The 18982-nt window shown below is 69.2% G+C and carries 17 protein-coding genes; 4 read left to right on the forward strand and 13 right to left on the reverse strand.

The window, feature by feature from the left end:
- Positions 1-68: 68 nt before the first annotated feature.
- The 4 genes from rplQ to OPU67_RS12080 all read left to right on the forward strand — a co-directional run bounded on the left by rplQ (position 69) and on the right by OPU67_RS12080 (position 3744).
- Positions 69-488, forward strand: coding sequence for a 50S ribosomal protein L17 (gene rplQ, locus OPU67_RS12065; protein ID WP_267619885.1), 420 nt, complete (start codon positions 69-71; stop codon positions 486-488).
- Between the two features lie 89 nt (positions 489-577).
- Positions 578-1969, forward strand: coding sequence for a serine hydrolase domain-containing protein (locus OPU67_RS12070; protein WP_267619887.1), 1392 nt, complete (start codon positions 578-580; stop codon positions 1967-1969).
- 187 nt (positions 1970-2156) lie between these two features.
- Positions 2157-2681, forward strand: coding sequence for a hypothetical protein (locus OPU67_RS12075; RefSeq protein WP_267619889.1), 525 nt, complete (start codon positions 2157-2159; stop codon positions 2679-2681).
- Positions 2682-2883: 202 nt separating this feature from the next.
- Positions 2884-3744: a hypothetical protein gene (locus tag OPU67_RS12080; protein ID WP_267619891.1), complete on the forward strand. Its 861-nt coding sequence runs from the start codon at positions 2884-2886 to the stop codon at positions 3742-3744.
- A gap of 4 nt (positions 3745-3748) precedes the next feature.
- Here the strand turns inward: OPU67_RS12080 and OPU67_RS12085 are convergent, their stop codons facing one another.
- From OPU67_RS12085 to OPU67_RS12145, 13 genes are all read right to left on the reverse strand, one after another.
- Positions 3749-4393, reverse strand: coding sequence for a trimeric intracellular cation channel family protein (locus OPU67_RS12085; RefSeq protein WP_267619893.1), 645 nt, complete (start codon positions 4391-4393; stop codon positions 3749-3751).
- Positions 4390-5070, reverse strand: a complete 681-nt coding sequence (locus tag OPU67_RS12090; protein WP_267619895.1) for a hypothetical protein — start codon at positions 5068-5070, stop codon at positions 4390-4392. Before OPU67_RS12090 ends, OPU67_RS12085 begins: the two co-directional genes overlap by 4 nt.
- A gap of 136 nt (positions 5071-5206) precedes the next feature.
- The gene (locus tag OPU67_RS12095) at positions 5207-6565 is read right to left on the reverse strand and encodes an amidase family protein (protein ID WP_267619896.1); all 1359 of its coding nucleotides are present in this window, start codon (positions 6563-6565) and stop codon (positions 5207-5209) included.
- Between the two features lie 89 nt (positions 6566-6654).
- Positions 6655-8097: a DUF4403 family protein gene (locus tag OPU67_RS12100; RefSeq protein ID WP_267619898.1), complete on the reverse strand. Its 1443-nt coding sequence runs from the start codon at positions 8095-8097 to the stop codon at positions 6655-6657.
- Positions 8098-8186: 89 nt separating this feature from the next.
- Positions 8187-9026 carry a hypothetical protein gene (locus OPU67_RS12105; RefSeq protein WP_267619901.1) on the reverse strand — a complete coding sequence of 280 codons (840 nt, stop codon included), beginning with the start codon at positions 9024-9026 and terminating at the stop codon, positions 8187-8189.
- Between the two features lie 10 nt (positions 9027-9036).
- Complete coding sequence (lpdA, locus tag OPU67_RS12110) at positions 9037-10440, reverse strand: dihydrolipoyl dehydrogenase (protein ID WP_267619903.1); 1404 nt, start codon at positions 10438-10440, stop codon at positions 9037-9039.
- A 107-nt stretch (positions 10441-10547) separates the two neighbouring features.
- Positions 10548-11798, reverse strand: a complete 1251-nt coding sequence (odhB, locus tag OPU67_RS12115; protein WP_267619905.1) for a 2-oxoglutarate dehydrogenase complex dihydrolipoyllysine-residue succinyltransferase — start codon at positions 11796-11798, stop codon at positions 10548-10550.
- A 105-nt stretch (positions 11799-11903) separates the two neighbouring features.
- A complete protein-coding gene (locus tag OPU67_RS12120) occupies positions 11904-14699 on the reverse strand; it encodes a 2-oxoglutarate dehydrogenase E1 component (RefSeq protein ID WP_267619907.1) in 2796 nt (931 codons plus the stop codon).
- A gap of 85 nt (positions 14700-14784) precedes the next feature.
- The gene (gene sucD, locus OPU67_RS12125) at positions 14785-15675 is read right to left on the reverse strand and encodes a succinate--CoA ligase subunit alpha (protein WP_267619909.1); all 891 of its coding nucleotides are present in this window, start codon (positions 15673-15675) and stop codon (positions 14785-14787) included.
- Positions 15675-16145, reverse strand: a complete 471-nt coding sequence (locus tag OPU67_RS12130; protein ID WP_267619912.1) for a hypothetical protein — start codon at positions 16143-16145, stop codon at positions 15675-15677. The genes sucD and OPU67_RS12130 overlap by 1 nt, the downstream gene beginning before the upstream one ends.
- Positions 16145-17107, reverse strand: a complete 963-nt coding sequence (mdh, locus tag OPU67_RS12135; protein ID WP_267619914.1) for a malate dehydrogenase — start codon at positions 17105-17107, stop codon at positions 16145-16147. The genes OPU67_RS12130 and mdh overlap by 1 nt, the downstream gene beginning before the upstream one ends.
- A gap of 293 nt (positions 17108-17400) precedes the next feature.
- On the reverse strand, positions 17401-17739 hold the full coding sequence (locus tag OPU67_RS12140; protein ID WP_267619916.1) for a hypothetical protein: 339 nt from the start codon (positions 17737-17739) through the stop codon (positions 17401-17403).
- 148 nt (positions 17740-17887) lie between these two features.
- Positions 17888-18982 (reverse strand): cell wall hydrolase (locus OPU67_RS12145; RefSeq protein WP_324255367.1); only part of this gene is annotated, 1095 nt, incomplete at its 5' end.

Consider the following 18982-nt stretch of genomic DNA (forward strand, 5'->3'; position numbering starts at 1 on the left):
AAGGTCGAACCCTTTTCGACCAGCACTGGGCTACCTGACACGGGCCCTTTTCGAACGGAATAAAGAATATGCGTCATGGTATTTCGGGCCGCAAGCTGGGCCGCCGCACGGGTCACCGCAACGCCCTGTTCCGCAACATGGCCGCCGCGCTGATCAAGCACGAGCAGATCACCACCACGCTCCCCAAGGCGAAGGAACTGCGCCCCTATGTCGAGAAGCTGATCACGCTCGCGAAGCGTGGCGGCCTGTCGAACCGTCGTCTCGCGATGAGCCGTCTGGGTGACGAGGCGCAACTCAAGAAGCTCTTCGACGTCCTCGCCGAGCGTTATGCGGATCGCGACGGCGGCTACACCCGCGTGCTGCGCGCCGGCGTGCGTGCCGGCGACGCGGTGCAGATGGCGATCATCGAGCTGGTCGACCGCGACGAGGCGGCCAAGGGCCAGGATTCGGGCCCGGTGCAGTCCGAAGAAGAATACGAAGACGCGTAATCCGCGCTTCGCGCAATCAGGTGAAGGGCCGGGGAGTGCAGGCTTCCCGGCCCTTTCCTTTTGGCGAGCCGCGCATAGGATGCGCGCCCATGATCCGCCTTACTGTCGCAGCCGCCGCGCTGCTCGTCGCCGCCGTTCCTGCCGCCGCTCAGCTGCAAGAAGATACGCTTCAGGCCCGCTACGCACCCGCGCTTGCCGCTGGGTACAAGGCCCTCATGCTCTGCGGGGCGATCGCCAATGCCGAGGCGAACGGCGCCACGCGCACGCCCGCAAGCGTCGCCCGCTGGGAACTCAGCGGCATCCAGGCGCCGATGTCGAACCATGTCGCCGATCTTCCCGCGCGGATCGTCCGTAGCCCGTCCGGCCAAGTGACATATGTCGCGGTCGATTGGGCCGCCGACATGCCGCCGCGCCTTGCGGCTTACAGGGGCGCGCAGAAGGGCTGCTCGGTGCTGCCGATCGGAACGCCCGAGACCGCGCTGGAGGGGGCGCAGCAGAGGCCAACCCCGGTTCCCGCGACAGCAGCTCGCGCCGCTCCCAAGCCGGCAAAAGGGATCGCCGGACGCGACCTCCTAGCCATGGCCGCGCAGAAGGCGCTGGACGGATTCGCCTACGGGGTCGGCGCGCGGACCACCGCGGTCCTGATCCGTAAGGGAGGCGCAACGCTGCTCGAAAGCTATGCGCCCGATTTCGGACCGGATATCCCGCAGCGCACCTTTTCGGTCGCGAAGAGCATCACCGCGACGCTGGTCGGCGCGGCGGTCCTGCGAGGCGAGGCCGACGTGAATGCCTCGGCCGGCCTGGGTCTTTCGGACGCCGATCCGCGCCGCGCCATCACAGTCGATCACCTGCTGAGAATGGGCTCGGGGCGCTACACGGACGCGCCGGGGAACCGCTCCGACCCGCTCTACTACGGCGGCGCGAGCGTCGAGGAAGCCGCGCTCGACTGGCCGCTGGTCGCGCCCCCTGGTAGCACCTTCCGCTATGCCAATAACGACACGCTCGCTGCGGTCGCCGCGATCAAGCCGACCTTCGCCCGGCATCCGCCTGCCGAGCTTTTCGCCAAGCTCGGCATGACGGGAACCGTCGCCGAGACCGATTGGCAGGGAAGCTACGTCCTCTCCTCGCAGGTCTGGTCGACCGCCGGCGATCTGGCCAAGTTCGGGGAGCTCTACCTCAGCGACGGCAGGCTCCCCTCGGGCGAGCGCATCCTTCCCGAAGGCTGGGCCAGGTACGTATCCACCCCGAGCGGCCCGCAACCGGCAAGCGGTTTCGGTTACGGTGCCGGGTTCTGGCTGCTGAACAAGGAGGAGGGGGTTCCGCCCGACACCTTCGCGGCGGTCGGGGCGCGCGGGCAATATGTGGTGATCGTGCCCTCGCGTCAGGTCGTGATCGTGCGGCGGGGGGAGGACCCGGTGGGCACCCGCTTCGACATCGCCGGCTTCACCCGCGACGTGCTCGAGGCTCTGAGGCCCAAGTAAGTTGATGAAACACCAGCAGGCCCGTCTTGCCGGAATCTTCAACTTGCGACGAGCCGTTCATCTTGATCGTCCTATAAATTAACAACGCCTGTCATCCCGATTCAGCGAGGCCTCACGCCCAATCCCGCAGAACACCTCCTATGCCGCAAGCATTCAGGCCCGCGGCACCAAGACGAGGAGTGGATGGATGACGACCAGGACAACATCGGCGCGGCTGGTTCTCGGCGCCGTCACCGCGACCGCGCTGAGCGCGGCCGCCATCAGCCCGGCGGCGGCGCAAGGCCGCTTTGATCGCGACGATCGCGGCGGCATCGGCGCGGGCGAGATCATCGCCGGCGCGGTGGTGCTCGGCGGCATTGCGGCGCTCGCGGGCGCCTTCGACGGGGACCGTGGCCGCGATGCCTACTACGACCGCAACTTCCGCGGCGGTGGCTGGGATCGTAGCGGCGGCTGGGGCGTCTCCCCGCGCTTTGCCGTCGACCGCTGCGTGCGTGCGGCCGAGAACCAGGCACGCCGCGGCGGGTACCGCTTTGCCGACGTGATCGACGTGCGCGACATCGACCGCACCCGCGACGGTTTCCGTGTGCGCGGCCGGATTGATGTCGGCGGCGGCTGGGACCGGCGCGGCAATGATCGCGGGAACTTCACCTGCCGCATCGACGGTCGCGGCGCGCCGTTCATCAACTTCAGCGGCGTGCGCGGCCTGCGCTGAGGCCCGCGCCCGAAAGACCGCGCGCCACCTTTCCTTTTCGCGGCGCGCACCCTTGCCGCCTCGTGCTTCCTCCACCGGAGCACGGGGCGGTCTTGTATCGGAGGGGCGCAGCGGTTCAGCCGGGCGCAAGCTCGCCCCGGTTAGGCTCATGATCGACACCGGGGCGCATGGTGGAACGGCCCGGCCGCAACAGGAGAGTGCCATGCCTCAGATGATCCGCAATGCCGTTCTTGCCGCAGGGCTCGCCGCGACCACCGCGCTCAGCCTGCCTGCCTCCGCCGCGCCTGCCGCGCCGCCACAGGTCTTTGCCGCGAGCCGCTTCGACCCGGCTGATGCTGTCGCCGATCAGTGGCGCTGCCGCTGGAACTGCGGCTGGGGCGGGGGATGGGGCCGGGGCCGCGGCTGGGGTTGGGATCGGGGCTGGCGCCGCAACCGGGTGGATGCCGGGGACGTCATCCTCGGCGCCGTGCTGATCGGCGGCATCGCCGCGATCGCGAGCTCGGCCCTCCGCCGCGAGCGTGACCGCGACCGCGACGTCATCGTCTATGACCGTGTCCCCGATCGGCGCGATGGCGAGTGGGTGCGCCGCGATGTTCGTCCCACCCGCCCGGTCGGTGCGACCTCGGGAGCCATGGCCTCAGGTCTCGACAATGCCGCGGCCCTGTGTGTCGACGCCGTCGAGCGCGACTCCCGGGTCGCGAGCGTCGACAATGTCCGGCGTGATGCTTCGGGTTGGGAGGTCACGGGGGCGCTGGCACGGGGGCAGGGCTTCCGCTGCCGGATTGGCAATGACGGCCGGATCGCCGCTGTCGATCTTGGCGATGGCGCTGCCGCGGGGAGCTCCGCCGATGGTCAATGGAGCGGCGATGCCTATGCCGCGGCGCGTCAGGAGATTGGCGGAACCGTGCGGCCCGACATCGCCGTGCAGGAGACCACCATGAGCGCGCTCGGCCCGACGCCGCGCCGTACGGCGGCCGCGCAGGCAATGCCAGCCTATCCGGGCGGGCCGATCCCCGGCGAAGACATTCCCGAAGACGCGCCCGAAGGCGCGGGCGGCTGGTAACGCCTTAGCCCCCGCCGCGCGTCTCGTCGTAGATCGGGAGGCCCCACTCCCACCGGATCGCAGCGCTGCGCAAGGCGAAGCCGCAAGCGAAGGCGAGTGCCCATGCAGCCGCGTCCGGCAGGCCCAGCTCGCGCGCGGCGAGCATCCCGCCCACGCTCAGCGCGGAGGTCAGCGCCGCCGGGGTCACGTAGAGCTCGGGGCTCATGATGATCGAGGGGCGGCCCGCCACCACGTCGCGGATGATCCCGCCGACGCAGCCGGTGATGACCCCCATCAGCGCGGCCGGGACAGGCGGCACCCCGTAGGCGAGCGCCTTGGCGCTGCCGAGCACGGCATAGGCGGCAAGCCCCGCGCCGTCGGCATAGGCGAAACCCTTGCCCTCCCACCAGCGCACCGGCGTGAACCACGCGATCAGCGCGGTGCCCAGGCACACGGCGGCAACCCACGGATCGTCGATCCAGAACACCGGCGCGGCGATCAGCAAGTCGCGCACCGTCCCGCCGCCGACCCCGGTGACGAGCGCGAAGAAGGCCATCGTCACGAAAGTCTGCCTGAGGCGCGCCGCCAGCACCGCGCCCGACAGCGCGAACAGCGCGATGCCGGCGAGGTCGAGGAGGTCGAGGATCGGGGTCAGGACGGTCGGTGTCATTGCAGCGGCCGAATGCGCCGCGCCCTGCGGCGGCGGAACATCAGGACGCAGCCGATCAGCGCGCCCGTCAGCGAGAGGGCGGCGAAGGCGATCAGGACCGGGTGGCTGGTGTCCTCGCGCCCCGAGAGGTCCATGATGTGGAAGCCCCAGGCAAGGTCGAAAGCGCGCCACCAGCGGGTGCGCACCGCCTCGATCTCGCCGGTGTCGCGTCCGACATAGACGTTGGTGCCGTCAGCGAGCGCCACCCGCCACACGGCCACCTCGCGGCGGAAATCGGGCGGTGTGCGATCGGCGGGGAAGAGCGTGACGCTGTCGGCCTTGTCCCCGCCTGCGATGCGCGCGGCGACCAGCGCCTGTGCCTCGGCGGCCCCCAGCGCGGGGATGGCCGCGCCGCTCGCGAAATCGACCCGGCGCACCGACCCGTCGAGCCCGGTCAGGATCGCCACCGCGCGGCCCTGCTGCATCGTGACGCGCATCTCCTTGAGCTGTGCTTCCGCAGAGGCGACGGCGCTGCCCGGTAGCACCAGCGCGTCGGGTGCCTGCTTCAGACGCAGATGCTCGCCGCGCACCTCCTCGATCGGGCGCAGGGTCATGAACAGGCCGCTCGCCAGCCACATCACGATCGGCACGCCGACCAGCCAGCCGAGCCAGACGTGCCAGCGGGCGAGGGTGCGCATGAACAGGATGCCTTCTCCGGTTGATCGTCATTGCGAGGCGCCGAAGGCGACGCGACAATCCACGGAGCCTTGCTCGCGATTTAGGACCGCTGATCCATGGATTGCTTCGCCTGCGGCTCGCAATGACGAAGTCGAACTAGTTGTGCAACACCTGCCCGATCGCCTCGGCGGCGGCGATGCAGTCGAGGTCGGCCCAGCGCGGGCCGATGACCTGCATCCCGCAGGGCAGCTCGCTGCCGAGATAGGCGGCGCTGCCGATCGGCAGCACCGTGGCGGGAAGGCCCGGGAAGGTCGCGATCCCCGCCCAGACGAGGCCCTTGCCGCCCGGCTCCTCCACCCCGTCGATGCTGAGCGTGCCGCGGAACACCGCCTGATCGGCATGGGGCACGGCCAGAACCGGCGCGGGCGGGGCGAGGACGAAGTCGTAGGCGGCGAACAGCGCCTCCCACTGCGCGGCGCACGTCGCCTGCGCGTTCATCAGCGCGAACCAGTCAGCCGCGGTCGCGCGGGTGCCGTCGGGGGCGGGGGCGCCGCCCGACATGGCGATGTTCATCATCTTGAGATAGCTGCGATGATGCGCGGCGAGATCGGGGAGCAGTTCCGTGCTGCGCTCGATCCGCACCCCCGCCCGCGCGAGCGCCTCGAGCGCGGCTTCCATCGGCCCGCGCACGCTGGCATCGACCGGCGCGCCGGGCAGGTCGGTCAATACCAGCAGGCGGCAGTTCTCCAGAGGCTTCGCACGGGCCCGCAGCGGCACCTCCGCACCGGCCGCGGTCAGCACCGCAAGGTCGGCGGCATTCCGCGCCAGGGGACCGGCGATCGACAGCGGCCCGTCGGCGGCGGCGAGGAAGCCCTCGCGCCGGGACAGGGCAGGGTGGTCGTGCCCGTGCTTGGGGACGAGACCCCAGGTCGTCTTGTGACCCCACACCCCGCAGAAATGCGCGGGCACCCGCACCGATCCGCCGATATCGGTGCCGTAGTCGCAGGGCACCATGCCGCTCGCGACCGCGGCCGCGCTCCCGCCCGACGATCCGCCGGGGGAACGTTCGGGATCGTGCGGATTGCAGGTGCGCCCGTAGACCGGATTGAAGCTCTGCCAATCGGTGAGGTCGACGGGCACGTTGGTCTTGCCGATGATCACCGCGCCCGCCGCCTTCAGCCGCCGGACGAGCAGCGCGTCGCGCGGGGCGATCTGGTCCTTGAAGCGCGGGTGTCCCCAGGTGGTCGGGAGCCCGGCGACGTCGAAGCTCTCCTTGATCGTCATCGGCACGCCGAACAGCGGCTGGTCCTCGGTTGGTCCCGCCCTGTCGAGCGCGCGGGCAGCGGCGATGGCGCGCTCGAAGTCGGGCACGGCGAGCGCGTCGATCTCGGCATCGCGCTCCGCCACCCGCGAGATCGCGGCCTCGACAGCCTCAAGGGCGGAGAACTTCCCTGCGCGGATCGCCGCGGCGGTGGCGAGCGCGCCGGGCTCGCGGCTGAGTTGCGGATAGGCCATGCACGCTCCCCTCCTGCGCGTTTTCGCGTCGCGGGGAACCTATCGCCTTGCCCCGCCGCCGCAAGGGGAGGGCTGGGGCTATCCCCGCTCTAGGGCAGCCGCAGCGTGTCGGCCGCGATCCGCGCCTCGATATCCACCGGCAGATACAGGCCCTGCCCGTAGGCGGCGATTTCTCCGGTCCCGACCTTCACGATCTCGACCCGGTAGGACAGCGGCCCGTCCTGGCGCTGGGCGATGGCGCGGTCGATCTTGACCAGCAGTTCGGCGAAATCCTTCTCGAAGTTCTGCCGCAGCGCGTCGGCGATCGCCGCCTGGAAATCGGGCGCGTTGGCGAGGCCCAAGAGCAGGCTCTCCGACTTCAGCGAGGTCTCGCCCATCACCTCGAGATCCGAGAAGCTGACCTCGCGCGAACCGGGGGCATTGCGGGGGCGGGCGGTGAGCCAGATCCTGCCCTTGGCCTTGGGCACTAGCGACAAATCGGAGGTCGCGTCGAAATCCACGCCCACCGCGATGCGGTTCCCTTCGGTCCCATAGACCGTGACCTTGCCGAAGCGCGCGTTCACCGTCCCCAGCTCGCCGAGCGCGAAGGGCCGGGCGGACCGCTTCGCCAGCGCCTTGGCGATGACCGGCTCGAGCACGGCGTAATCCGCGATCACCGGCAGGTGCAGGCTGGCACGACCCGGCTTTTCGGCCAGCGGGGCGAGCGGCGGCAGCCGCGAGGGCGTGGGCGCGGCGGGCTGCTTGCCGAGCTTGGTTTCGATCCTCGCGTCGATCCCCAGCGTCGCGATCAGCTTGCGCCCCTCGATCCGGTAGCCGCCGTAACGCACCCGCTCGGGCGTGACCCGCGCCCACACGGCGGGGTTCTCGCGATTGAGCTCGAGCACGGTGTGCCCTGCCCGCCAGCCGCGCTCGGCCGCATCGCGCAGTGGCACCTTGGCGAGTTCGGCGGCGAGCGTGCGCTCGATCTGCCCGCGCACCTTGGCGAGCTCGGCATCGGCCTGGCGGGTGAAGGTGATGCGCTGACCGAGCAGGTCGATCCCCGGCTCGCGCGACCACTTGTAGGCGAGCTGGGGCTTGCCCGTGAGGCGCCAGTTGCGGGTGATGTCGAGCCGCACCGTCAGCGCCAGGTCGGCCGCAGCCGTTGCGGTCTTGCCCTTGAGCACCCCGGCCACGTCATGCGCGCGCACCGTGGCGCTGGCGGGGAGGGTCACGATCAGGTCCTTGCCGCGCCCCGCCACCCTCAGCCGGCCGCGCGTCACCACCCCGTCGATGTCGCATTTGATCTTGGGCGACTTGATCGTGACCACCGCCAGATCGACCTTTTGCGGCGAGACGCATTCGGCGTCGTTCTCGTGGATCTCCCACAGCCGGCGCGGCACCTCGCGTTCGAGCTGGCGTTCGAGATCGCCGAGGTCGAGCGCCAGCGCGGCGGCAACGGTGGAGGTCTCCTGCGGAAAGACGATCGGATCGGTGGCGCGCGGCGGGGCGCTCGCCGCCGCGTCGTCGGCGCCCGAGCAGCCTGGCAGCAGCATGGCGGCGCCGAGCACAATCGTCGATATCCTGCGCGCCAGCCCCACGCCTGTCCCCTGTATTGTCGGCTCTGGCCCGGGGGGATAGCGGATCAGGCGGCGGCTTGAAAGCGCGGCGGCGCAGGCGCTCGCAAGGGCAGCGCACCGATGCCAATCCCGAAGCCCAGGATCGGCGCGGCGCCGTAGCCGATCAGCGGGAAGGGGAAGGGGGCGATCACCGCCATGGCGGCGAAGCCGACCAGCAGGGCGGCCAGCGCATGGGTGTCCGGGTGGCGGACCTCGGACGGGATCACCAGTTGCCACAGCGGCTCGACGAACAGCAGCAGACCGAGCGCAACCGCCACGCCCATCGATCGCTCGGCGACGTGGGCGAGCACGCCTTCGGTGTAAAGCTGCGGCTCCAGCCCGCCGGCATCGAAGGTGAGCACGGCAAGGCCTGCCGCGCCCGCTCCGACCAGCGCGAAAGCCAAGCTCCGGCGCATCGCCGCCAGCACCACGCCGGCCAGCGCGAGGGCGGCAAGGGAGGCCGCGTCGGGTTGCAACGCAAGCGCGGCGGCCGCCAGTGCCAGGAGCGCCGGGCCGAGCCGAGGCGCATCGGCAGCAAGCACCACCAGCAGCGGGAGCAGCAGGGCGCCCGAATGCAGCTGCACCGGCCCGAGCGGAAACGAGCGCGCCACGCCGCCAGCCTCGGGACCGGTCAGCAGCGGCAGGAACAGGGACCCCGCCGCCAAGGCCGCCAGGCCGAGCCGCGCTCCATGCCCCGCCGGCAGGCGCCCCCACGGCGCGCAGACCAGCGCCAGCACCAGCGCCCCGGCATTGACGGCGATCAGCCGCGCGGGTGCATCGAAGCCGGCGAGGTAGGCAAGCCCTCCCAGCGCAGGGAGCAGCAGCGCGAGGGCGGGCCGCCAGCGATCGGAGATCTGCGCGCCCACCCCTGCCAGCTTACATATGGATCGGCTTGCCCGTCACCGCCATCGCCGCTTCCTTGAAGGCCTCGGCGTGGGTCGGGTGAGCGTGGCAGGTGTAGGCGATGTCTTCGGAGGTCGCGCCGAATTCCATCGCCTGCGCGGCCTGCGCGATCATCGTGCCGGCAAGCGAGTTTATCATCCACACGCCGACCACGCGGTCGGTCTCGGCATCGGCGATCACCTTCACGAAGCCGTCGGTGTCGCGGTTGGCCTTGGCGCGGCTGTTGGCCATCATCGGGAACTTGCCGACCTTGACGGCGAGGCCCTTTTCCTTGGCCTGTTCCTCGGTGATGCCGACGCCCGCGATCTCGGGCGCAGTGTAGACGACGCTCGGGATCACGTCGTGGTTCACGATGCCAGTCAGCCCCGCAATGTTCTCGGCGACCGCGATCCCCTCGTCCTCGGCCTTGTGGGCGAGCATCGGGCCGGGGACGACGTCGCCGATCGCCCAGATGCCGGGGACGGCAGTGTCGAAATCGTGACCCACCTCGATCTGGCCGCGGTTGTTCACCGAAAGCCCCGCCTTCTCGAGCGCGAGGCCCTCGGTGTTGGCGCGGCGGCCGATCGCGACGAGCACGTGGCTGGCGGTGATGGTCTGCACCTCGCCCCCGGCGGCAGGCTCGACGGAGAGGGTGACGGTTGTGCCATCCACCTGCGCTCCGGTGACCTTCTGGCCGAGCATCAGGTTCATGCCCTGCTTCTTGAAGATCTTGCCCGCTTCCTTGCGCACCTCGCCGTCCATGCCGGGGAGGAGCTGGTCGAGATATTCGATCACGGTGACCTTGGCACCGAGCCTGCGCCACACGCTGCCCAACTCGAGGCCGATGACCCCGCCGCCGATCACCACGAGGTGTTCCGGCACCTCGTCGAGGTCGAGCGCGCCGGTGGAATCGACGATCCGCTTGGCGGCATTATCGACCGGCACGCCGGGGAGCGGCATGACCGAGGAGCCGGTCGCGATCACGATGTCGCGCGCGGTGACGGTGTCATCCCTGACCTTGACGGTGTGCGCGTCCTCGAACGCCGCATGACCCTTGAGCCAGGTCACCTTGTTCTTCTTGAACAGGAACTCGATGCCCCCGGTCAGCTCGCCCACGGCCTTGGTCTTCTCGGCCATCATCTTGCCGAGATCGAGCGTGGGCGTGGCGGTGATGCCCCAGGTGGCGAAATGGCCGCCCGCGGCTTCCTCGAACAGCTCCGATCCGTGGAGCAGCGCCTTGGAGGGGATGCACCCGACATTGAGGCAGGTGCCGCCCAAGGTGGCACGCGATTCCACACACGCGGTCTTCAACCCGAGCTGCGCGGAGCGGATCGCCGCGACATAGCCGCCGGGGCCGGCACCGATGACAAGGACGTCGTAATCGTAATTCTCAGCCATTCTTCTTCTCCGTCGCCCCAGCGAAAGCTGGGGTCTCAGGCCTCAGGGGGCAAGACATGCCGCCCTAGGCCCCAGCTTGCGCTGGGGTGACGCGGGAGTGCGTGAACTTACAGGTCAATCAGCATCCGGGTGGGATCCTCGATCGCTTCCTTGATGATCTTCAATGCCGTCACCGCCTCGCGCCCGTCGATCAGGCGGTGGTCGTAGCTCAAGGCGAGATACATCATCGGGCGGATCACGATCTGGCCGTTACGCACCACCGGGCGGTCCTCGATGCGGTGGAGGCCCAGCACCGCCGACTGCGGCGGGTTGATGATCGGGGTGCTCATCAGCGAGCCGAAGACCCCGCCATTCGAGATGGTGAAGGTGCCGCCGCTCATGTCCTCCATGGTCAGCGTGCCAGCCTTCGCCCGCGCGCCGAAATCGGCGATGTCCTTCTCGATGCGCGCGAAGCCCTTCTTGTCGGCGTCGCGGATCACCGGGACGACGAGGCCGTTGGGTGCGGATACGGCCACCGAGATGTCGACATAGTCGTGGTAGATGATCTCGTCGCCCTCGATATAGGCGTTGGCGGCCGGCACATCCTTCAGCGCAAGGCAGGCGGCCTTGGCGAAGAAGCCCATGAAGCCCAACCGGATGTCGTGCTTCTTGGCGAACAGGTCCTTGTACTTGTCGCGCGCCTCGATGACCGCGCTCATGTCGACGTCGTTGAAGGTGGTGAGCAGCGCGGCATTGTCCTGGGCGGCCTTCAACCGCTTGGCGATGGTCTGGCGCATCCGCGTCATCTTGACGCGCTCGGTCGCGCGCTCACCGCCGGACGAGGCGGGTGCAGCTTGGGCGGGAGCGGCCGCCGGGGCAGCCGGGGCCGCGCCGCCCGCCTTCTTGGCTTCCGCCGCGGCGAGCACGTCTTCCTTGGTCAGGCGGCCATCCTTGCCGGTGCCCTTGATCGTCGAGGGGTCGACCCCGTGCTCGAGCACCGCGCGCCGGACGGCGGGCGACATGGTCTGGGCGGGGGTGAGGAGTTCCTCCTTGGCCGCCGGGGCGGGGGTGTCGGCCTTTGCGGCTGCGGGGGCGGCGGCAGGCGCAGCCGCGGCGGCCGGTGCCGGGGCGGGGGCGCTCGCCCCGTCCTCGACGATCGCGATCACCGCGCCCACTTCGACGGTATCGCCGACCGCGACCACGTGCTGCGACATGATCCCCGCAACCGGCGAGGGCACGTCGACCGCGACCTTGTCGGTCTCGAGGCTGGCGATCGGCTCGTCGACGGCGACCGCCTCACCGGGCTGCTTGAGCCATTCGGCGATCGTGCCTTCGGTGACGGATTCGCCGAGGACGGGGACTTTGATTTCGGTTGCCATTGCAATGCGTTCCTGAATTCTGTTCCGTTCGGTTCGAGCGAAGTCGCAAAACCGTTCGTGCGCGTGTCTCGACTTCGCTCGACACGAACGGCGGTGTGGTGTCGGCTAGAGCCCCAGCGCTTGGGCGACGAGCGCCTCCTGCTGGGCCTTGTGGCGGCTGGCGAGGCCCGTGGCGGGCGAGGCGGCGGCGTCGCGTCCGGCGTAGCTGGGGCGCATCCCCCGGTGCCCGGCGGCGGTGAGCGTGTCCTCGATCTTCTCGTTCACGAAGAACCACGCGCCGTTGTTGCGCGGCTCCTCCTGGCACCACACGACCTCCTCGAGGCCCGTCATGCGCTGGAGTCGAACGCTGAGCGGATCGCCCGGGAAGGGGAAGAGTTGCTCGATGCGCAGGATCGATACATCCTCCAGCCCCGCCGCGTCCCTCGCCTCGATGAGGTCATAGGCGACCTTGCCCGAACACAGCACCAGGCGCCGCACCTTCTCGTCGGCGATCGGCGTGCGATCGGGGAGGATGCGGCGGAACTGCTTCTCGCCGAGGAAGTCCGCCTTGCTGCTCTTGGCCATCGGGTGGCGCAGCAGCGACTTGGGGCTCATGATGACGAGCGGCTTGCGGAAGGACCGCAGCATCTGGCGGCGCAGCACGTGGAAGTAGTTGGCCGGTGTGGTGATGTTGCACACGCACATGTTATCGTCAGCGCACAGCTGGAGGAAACGCTCCAGCCGCGCCGAGGAGTGCTCCGGCCCTTGGCCTTCGTAGCCGTGGGGCAGCAGCATGACGAGGCCGTTGGCGCGCAGCCACTTGCTCTCGCCGCTCGCCACGAACTGGTCGATCATGATCTGCGCGCCGTTGGCGAAGTCGCCGAACTGGCCTTCCCACAGCACGAGGCTTTTGGGATCGGCCATAGCGAAACCGTATTCGAAGCCGAGCACGCCGTATTCGGACAGGGTGCTGTCGTGCACCTCGAACTTGCCGTGGGGCAGGGTCGAGAGCGGCACGTATTTGCGTTCCGACTTCTGGTCGACCCACACCGCATGGCGCTGCGAGAAGGTGCCGCGCCCGGAGTCCTGGCCCGAGAGGCGCACCCCGTAGCCTTCCATGACAAGGCTGCCGAAAGCGAGCGCCTCGGCGGTCGCCCAGTCAAAGCCCTCGCCGGTCGCGAACATCTCGCGCTTGGCGGCGAGCACGCGGTCCAAGGTCTTGTGGACCTGGAGATCGGCAGGGACTTCGGTCAGGACGCGGCCGAGCGCATCGAAGGTCTTGGGCTCGATCGCGGTCTCGACGCTGCGGCGTGCGGTTTCCGGGTCGGCGGGCTTGCTGAGACCCGACCAGCGCCCGCCGAACCAGTCGGCCTCGTTGGGCTTGTAGCTCTTGCCGGCCTCGAACTCCTCTTCGAGCAGCGCGGTGAACTCGGCGGCGACGCGGTCGCGGGTGCCGGGCTCTACCACACCCTCGCGGATCAGGCGCGCCTCGTAGCTCACCGAGACCTTGGGGTGGGCGCGGATCGCCTCGTACATCAGCGGCTGGGTGAACTTGGGCTCGTCGCCCTCGTTGTGGCCGAAGCGGCGGTAGCACCACATGTCGATCACGACATCGCGGTGGAAAGTCTGGCGATATTCGACCGCGAGCTTGCAGGCGAAGGTCACGGCTTCCGGATCGTCGCCGTTGACGTGGAGGATGGGGGCCATCACGCCCTTGGCCACATCGCTCGGATAGGGCGAGGAGCGCGCGAACTTCGGCGAGGTGGTGAAGCCGATCTGGTTGTTGATGATGAAGTGCACGCAGCCGCCGGTGTCGTAGCCCGGGACGCCCGACAGGGAGAGGCTCTCCCACACCACGCCCTGACCCGCAAAGGCAGCATCGCCGTGGATCAGCACGGGAAGCACCTGATCCTTCTTCTTCAAATCATCGCGGATCGCCTGCTGCGCGCGCGCCTTGCCGAGCACCACCGGGTTCACAGCCTCGAGGTGCGAGGGGTTGGGCACGAGGCTCATGTGCACCGAAATCCCGTCGAACTCGCGGTCGGTCGAAGTGCCGAGGTGGTACTTCACGTCGCCCGAGCCGCCGACATCGTCGGGGTTGGCCGAGCCGCCCGAGAACTCGTGGAAGATCACGCGGTAAGGCTTGGCCATCACGTTCGCGAGCACGTTCAGCCGCCCGCGGTGGGCCATGCCATAGATGATCTCGCGCACGCCCGCGCTGCCGCCGTGCTTGATCACGGCTTCCAGCGCCGGGATCATGGACTCGCCGCCATCAAGGCCGAAACGCTTGGTGCCGACATACTTCTTGGCGAGAAATTCCTCGTAGCCTTCCCCGCGCAGCACCGCGGCGAGGATCGCCTTCTTGCCCTCGGGGGTGAACTGGATCGTCTCGCCCGGCTTTTCGAACTTGTCCTGGAGGAAGCGGCGTTCCTCCGTATCGGCGATGTGCATGTATTCGAGGCCGACCTTGCCGCAGTATACTTCGCGCAGGCGCTGGTGGAGCTTGCCGACGGTGGTCCACTCCATGCCGAGCACGCCGCCGACATAGACCTCCTCGTTCTCCTTGCCCGCAAGCCCGTGCCATTCGAGCGTGAGGTCCGCAGGCCCCTCGCGGTTGGAGAGGCCGAGCGGATCGAGGTCGGCCGCCATGTGCCCGCGCACGCGGTAGAGGCGCACCAGCGTCATAGCCGCGATGCTGAGCGCGGCGGCCTTCTCGACCGCCTTCGGATCGAGCGCCTTGCCCGCGTCCTTCGCGGCCTTGGCGACCGCGAGCTTCATCTCGGTCGGGTCCATCGCGGACGTGAGGTCCGCGCCGCTGTCTGCCAGCGTGTCGAGCCAGCCACGCTTGGCCCATGAGGGGCCGGGCTGCGGGCCTTCCTGATCGGTGAAGGCGGGGATGAAGTTCTGCGGTTCGTTGCCCATGGTGGGACTCCCGGGGAGGAGGAGGGTGAGTGAGGGGCCCCGGCGGGGCGCGGCTGACGCCGCACCCGCCGGGGTCCGGAAGAAGTTAGGCGTCTTCCTTGAGCATTGCGGCCAGGGTTTCGCCGAGCAGGGACGGGGACGGGCTGACCCGAATGCCCGCATCCTCCATCGCCGCGATCTTGTCCTCGGCGCCGCCCTGACCGCCGCTGACGATGGCGCCCGCGTGGCCCATGCGGCGGCCCGGAGGGGCGGTGCGCCCGGCGATGAAGCCGACCATCGGCTTCTTGCGGCCCTTGGCGGCCTCGGCCTTGATGAAGGCGGCCGCCTCTTCTTCCGCCGAGCCGCCGATTTCGCCGATCATGATGATGCTCTCGGTTTCGGGATCGCCCAAGAACAGGTCGAGCACGTCGATGAAGTTGGTGCCATTGACCGGGTCGCCGCCGATGCCGACCGCGGTGGTCTGGCCGAGGCCCGCCATCGTGGTCTGGTGCACGGCTTCATAGGTGAGCGTGCCCGAGCGGCTGACGATGCCGACCGAGCCCTTCTTGAAGATGTTGGCCGGCATGATGCCGATCTTGCACTCGTTCGGCGTCAGCACGCCGGGGCAGTTGGGGCCGATGAGGCGCGACTTCGAGCCGGCGAGCGCGCGCTTGGCGCGGACCATGTCGAGCACCGGAATGCCTTCGGTGATGCAGATGATCAGCTCGATCTCGGCATCGATCGCCTCGCAGATCGCGTCGGCGGCGAACGGCGGGGGCACGTAGATGCAGCTCGCGGTCGCGCCGGTCGCGGCCTTGGCCTCGCGCACGGTGTCGTACTGCGGCAGGCCGATATGGGTGGTGCCGCCCTTGCCCGGCGTCACGCCCGCGACCATCTGCGTCCCGTAATCGAGCGCGGCCTGGGTGTGGAAGGTGCCGGTGTTGCCGGTCATGCCTTGGGTGATGACGCGGGTAGTCTTGTTTACGAGGATGGACATTACTTGCTCGCTTTCATTTCCCCGATCACGGCCATCGCAACCGTTCGATCTTGGGTTTGCTTGGTGCTGAATGATACTCTGAACTTACGAGAATTGATGGTCGCCACAGAGGACATACCGGAGGCCTGATCCTTCACCTCGGCCAAGGCAGAAAAATCGAATGCGGTTCGGGCTGCTTCAAGCAGGTTCTCGTAGGATTGACCCTCGTCGAGTACCGAAATCACGATGCAGATTGGGTCAGCCTCATCGCCAAGAAACTGAACCTGCACCGGAAAATCCGGTCGACTCTGTTCTGCGGCCCGGCGCTGCGCCTTCGGATCGCCCGCGTGGGCAAGGCAGATATCGCTCCATGCCGACACGACCTCGGTTGCTGGTGCGGTCATGCGGCTTTGTGATGCAGCCGGACTTGCAGCCAACATCATGGCGGGCAGCGCGAGCGCAGAAGCCGGGAGATGTCTAAGGCGCAGCATCACGCCAGCGAGCTATCCAGCGCCTTGCACGCCTCGAGCAGTTCCTTGACCGCATCGACGCTGACCTGGAGGTTGGCCGTCTCTTCGTCGGTGAGGTTGATCTCGATCACCTCTTCCGCGCCGCCTGCGCCGATCACCACCGGCACGCCGACATAGAGGCCATCGACGCCATACTTGCCGTCAACCTGCACCGCGCAAGGGAGGATGCGCTTCTGGTCGTAGAGGTAGGCTTCGGCCATCGCAATGGCGCTGGTGGCGGGGGCATAGAAGGCCGAGCCGGTCTTGAGCAGCGCGACGATCTCGCCGCCGCCCGAGCGGGTGCGCTGGACGATTTCGCCGAGGCGCGCTTCGGAGATGCCCTTGATCTTGGCCATGTCGGCAACGGGGATGCCGTTGATGGTCGAATAGCTCAGCACCGGCACCATGGTGTCGCCGTGGCCGCCGAGCACGAAGGCGTTCACATCCTTCACCGAGACGCCGAATTCCCACGCGAGGAAGGTCGCGAAACGCGCCGAGTCCAGCACGCCGGCCATGCCGACGACCTTGTTCGCCGGGAGGCCCGAGAACTCGCGCAGCGCCCAGACCATCGCGTCGAGCGGGTTGGTGATACAGATCACGAAAGCGTCGGGGCAGTTGTCGCGGATGCCTTCGCCGACCGCCTTCATCACCTTCAAATTGATGCCGAGGAGGTCATCGCGGCTCATGCCGGGCTTGCGCGCGACGCCCGCGGTGACGATCACGACGTCTGCGCCCGCGATGTCGGCATAGTCGTTCGAGCCGGTGATCGCAGCGTCGAAGCCCTCCACGGGGCCGCACTGCGACAGGTCCAGCGCTTTGCCCTGCGGAATGCCCTCGGCCACGTCGAACAGAACGATGTCGCCCAGGCCCTTCAGAGCCGCGAGGTGAGCGAGCGTGCCGCCGATATTGCCGGCGCCGACGAGGGCGATCTTCTTGCGGGCCATGTGTGGACTTCCTTCCCTGATCTTGCCGGGACGAAGTTGCGGGCTGCGCGCACGGTCTTGAGCGCAAGAGCGTGGCGCGAGTGCCAACCTCCCGTCCCAAGCGGCTGGGCACCCGTTACATGGCGCGCGGTAGGCGGCTAGAACAGGGATTGCAACCAGCAATAGCGCCTGAGGTAGCAACTATCTTTGCAAACAGTTCGCATTTGCAATTAAGCTTCGGATCGACCGGTCCCTCGCACAGCGCAGCGCAGCCGCCCTTACGGCAGCCTTAGCTCGCGAGCGGTAGCAGGGCTTCAGGCCGGAACGAGAGCGGAGTCGAAGCGAGCGGCGAAGCGGCGATCGAACATCCGGACCACCGCCATCCAATGGTCGCGCGCATCCGCATCGTCGCGCGCCTGGGCCTCGGCCGCGAGGTCCGCCGCGGCCTCGGCCGAAGCGAGCCCGTGGACCGCGAAATGGCGCAGGGCATCGCTCAGAAGGGGATCGAACGCCGCGCCCACGGCCGCATCGGCAGCGGGCCGCAAGTTGTCGTTCGCCGCACGCGCCAGGGCCGGGGCGATCAGCCCGCGCCCGGAAGCGCGCCAGCCGAGACGACGGACGGGGTGGTTGGCGGAGGCGAAGCGGACGGACATGAAGCTGGCGATTTCCCGTTGGTCTGAGAGGCCGCCGGGCATGGCCCGGGGCGCTGCACCTGCTCTAGCCGTGCCGCGCTAAGGCTTGGTGTGGCAACAGGGTTTCGGGGCCCTTAACCACGCCCCTCGGGGTCGCACGGGGACGGCGTCAGTCCCGCCCGGAGAGCGCAGGCGCGGCGCCCGGCTGGGCCTTCCACTGTCCCGCGCGGGCATATTCGGGCTTCACCGTGCCGACCTCCGTGAAGGGCTCGCGCGGGGCTTCGACGGGGACCGAGGCGGCAGGCTTGCCGCTGCCGCGAGGGGCCTGCCGGGCGAGCGGCACCGGGCCGAGTTCATACGCGATCGCGGGGCGGGCCTGCGCGACGGCTGCGGGCGCGGCGATGGCCGGCGGCGGAGCGGTGCGCCCGCTTACCGCCGGCTCGAACCCGGCATAGCGACCCGCGAAGGCCGAAGCCGCACCCATCGCCCCGCGGCTGCGGTAGAAGCGGTGCGCACCAATCGTGCCGATATGGTCGAGGCTGCTCGCCCAGTAGGGATCGACCCACAGCGTGTGGTAGTGTGTGGCGAGGCCGACGGGGGCATAGACGCTCCCCGCCAGCGCCTCGGCAGCGATGCGCTGGGCCCGCGCCCAGCTCGCGCCGCCAGGGCGCCGGGCAAGGCTGCCGTCGCAGGTGAAGGTGAACTGGCACCCGGTCGAGCGTTCCGAGCCCTGATACACAACGCCGCACACGCTCGACGGCCAAGCCGGGTTGGCGACGCGGTTGAGGACCACTTGCGCCACCGCGCGCTGGCCCGCCTCGCTTTCGCTCGCGGCCTCGTACCACACGGCCTGCGCAAGGCACTCCTGCGCCCGGAATTGCGAGATGCCGCTCGCCGGGCCGAAGAACGGCCGGGCCGCAACGCCCACGTCGATCAACGCGCCGAGCTGGCGGCCGCTCTCCGCGCCGGTCGCCAGCGGGTTGTCGGTGGGGAGGGCGACCAGCGCGCTGCCGGCGGGATCGGCCATGTAGAAATAGGCCGAGCCCGGGAAGCTCATCCCCGGGCGTTCGAAAGACAGGGCGGCCTCGGCGGCCTGGCGGGTGGCGAGCGCCGCGGTGCTCTCGACCGCGTTGCCGGGCAGCGTCGTCAGCCCGCGCCCGGCGAGGTCGTTGGCGGCCATTGCCGGGACGGTGATCGCCGCGAGCAGCACCGCGAGCCGCTTGCGCCCCGCGCCGCCGCCGAGCCACGCGCGCCGCCCCCGTGC

The sequence above is a fragment of the Erythrobacter sp. WG genome (assembly GCF_026586795.1).
GTDB lineage: Bacteria > Pseudomonadota > Alphaproteobacteria > Sphingomonadales > Sphingomonadaceae > Erythrobacter.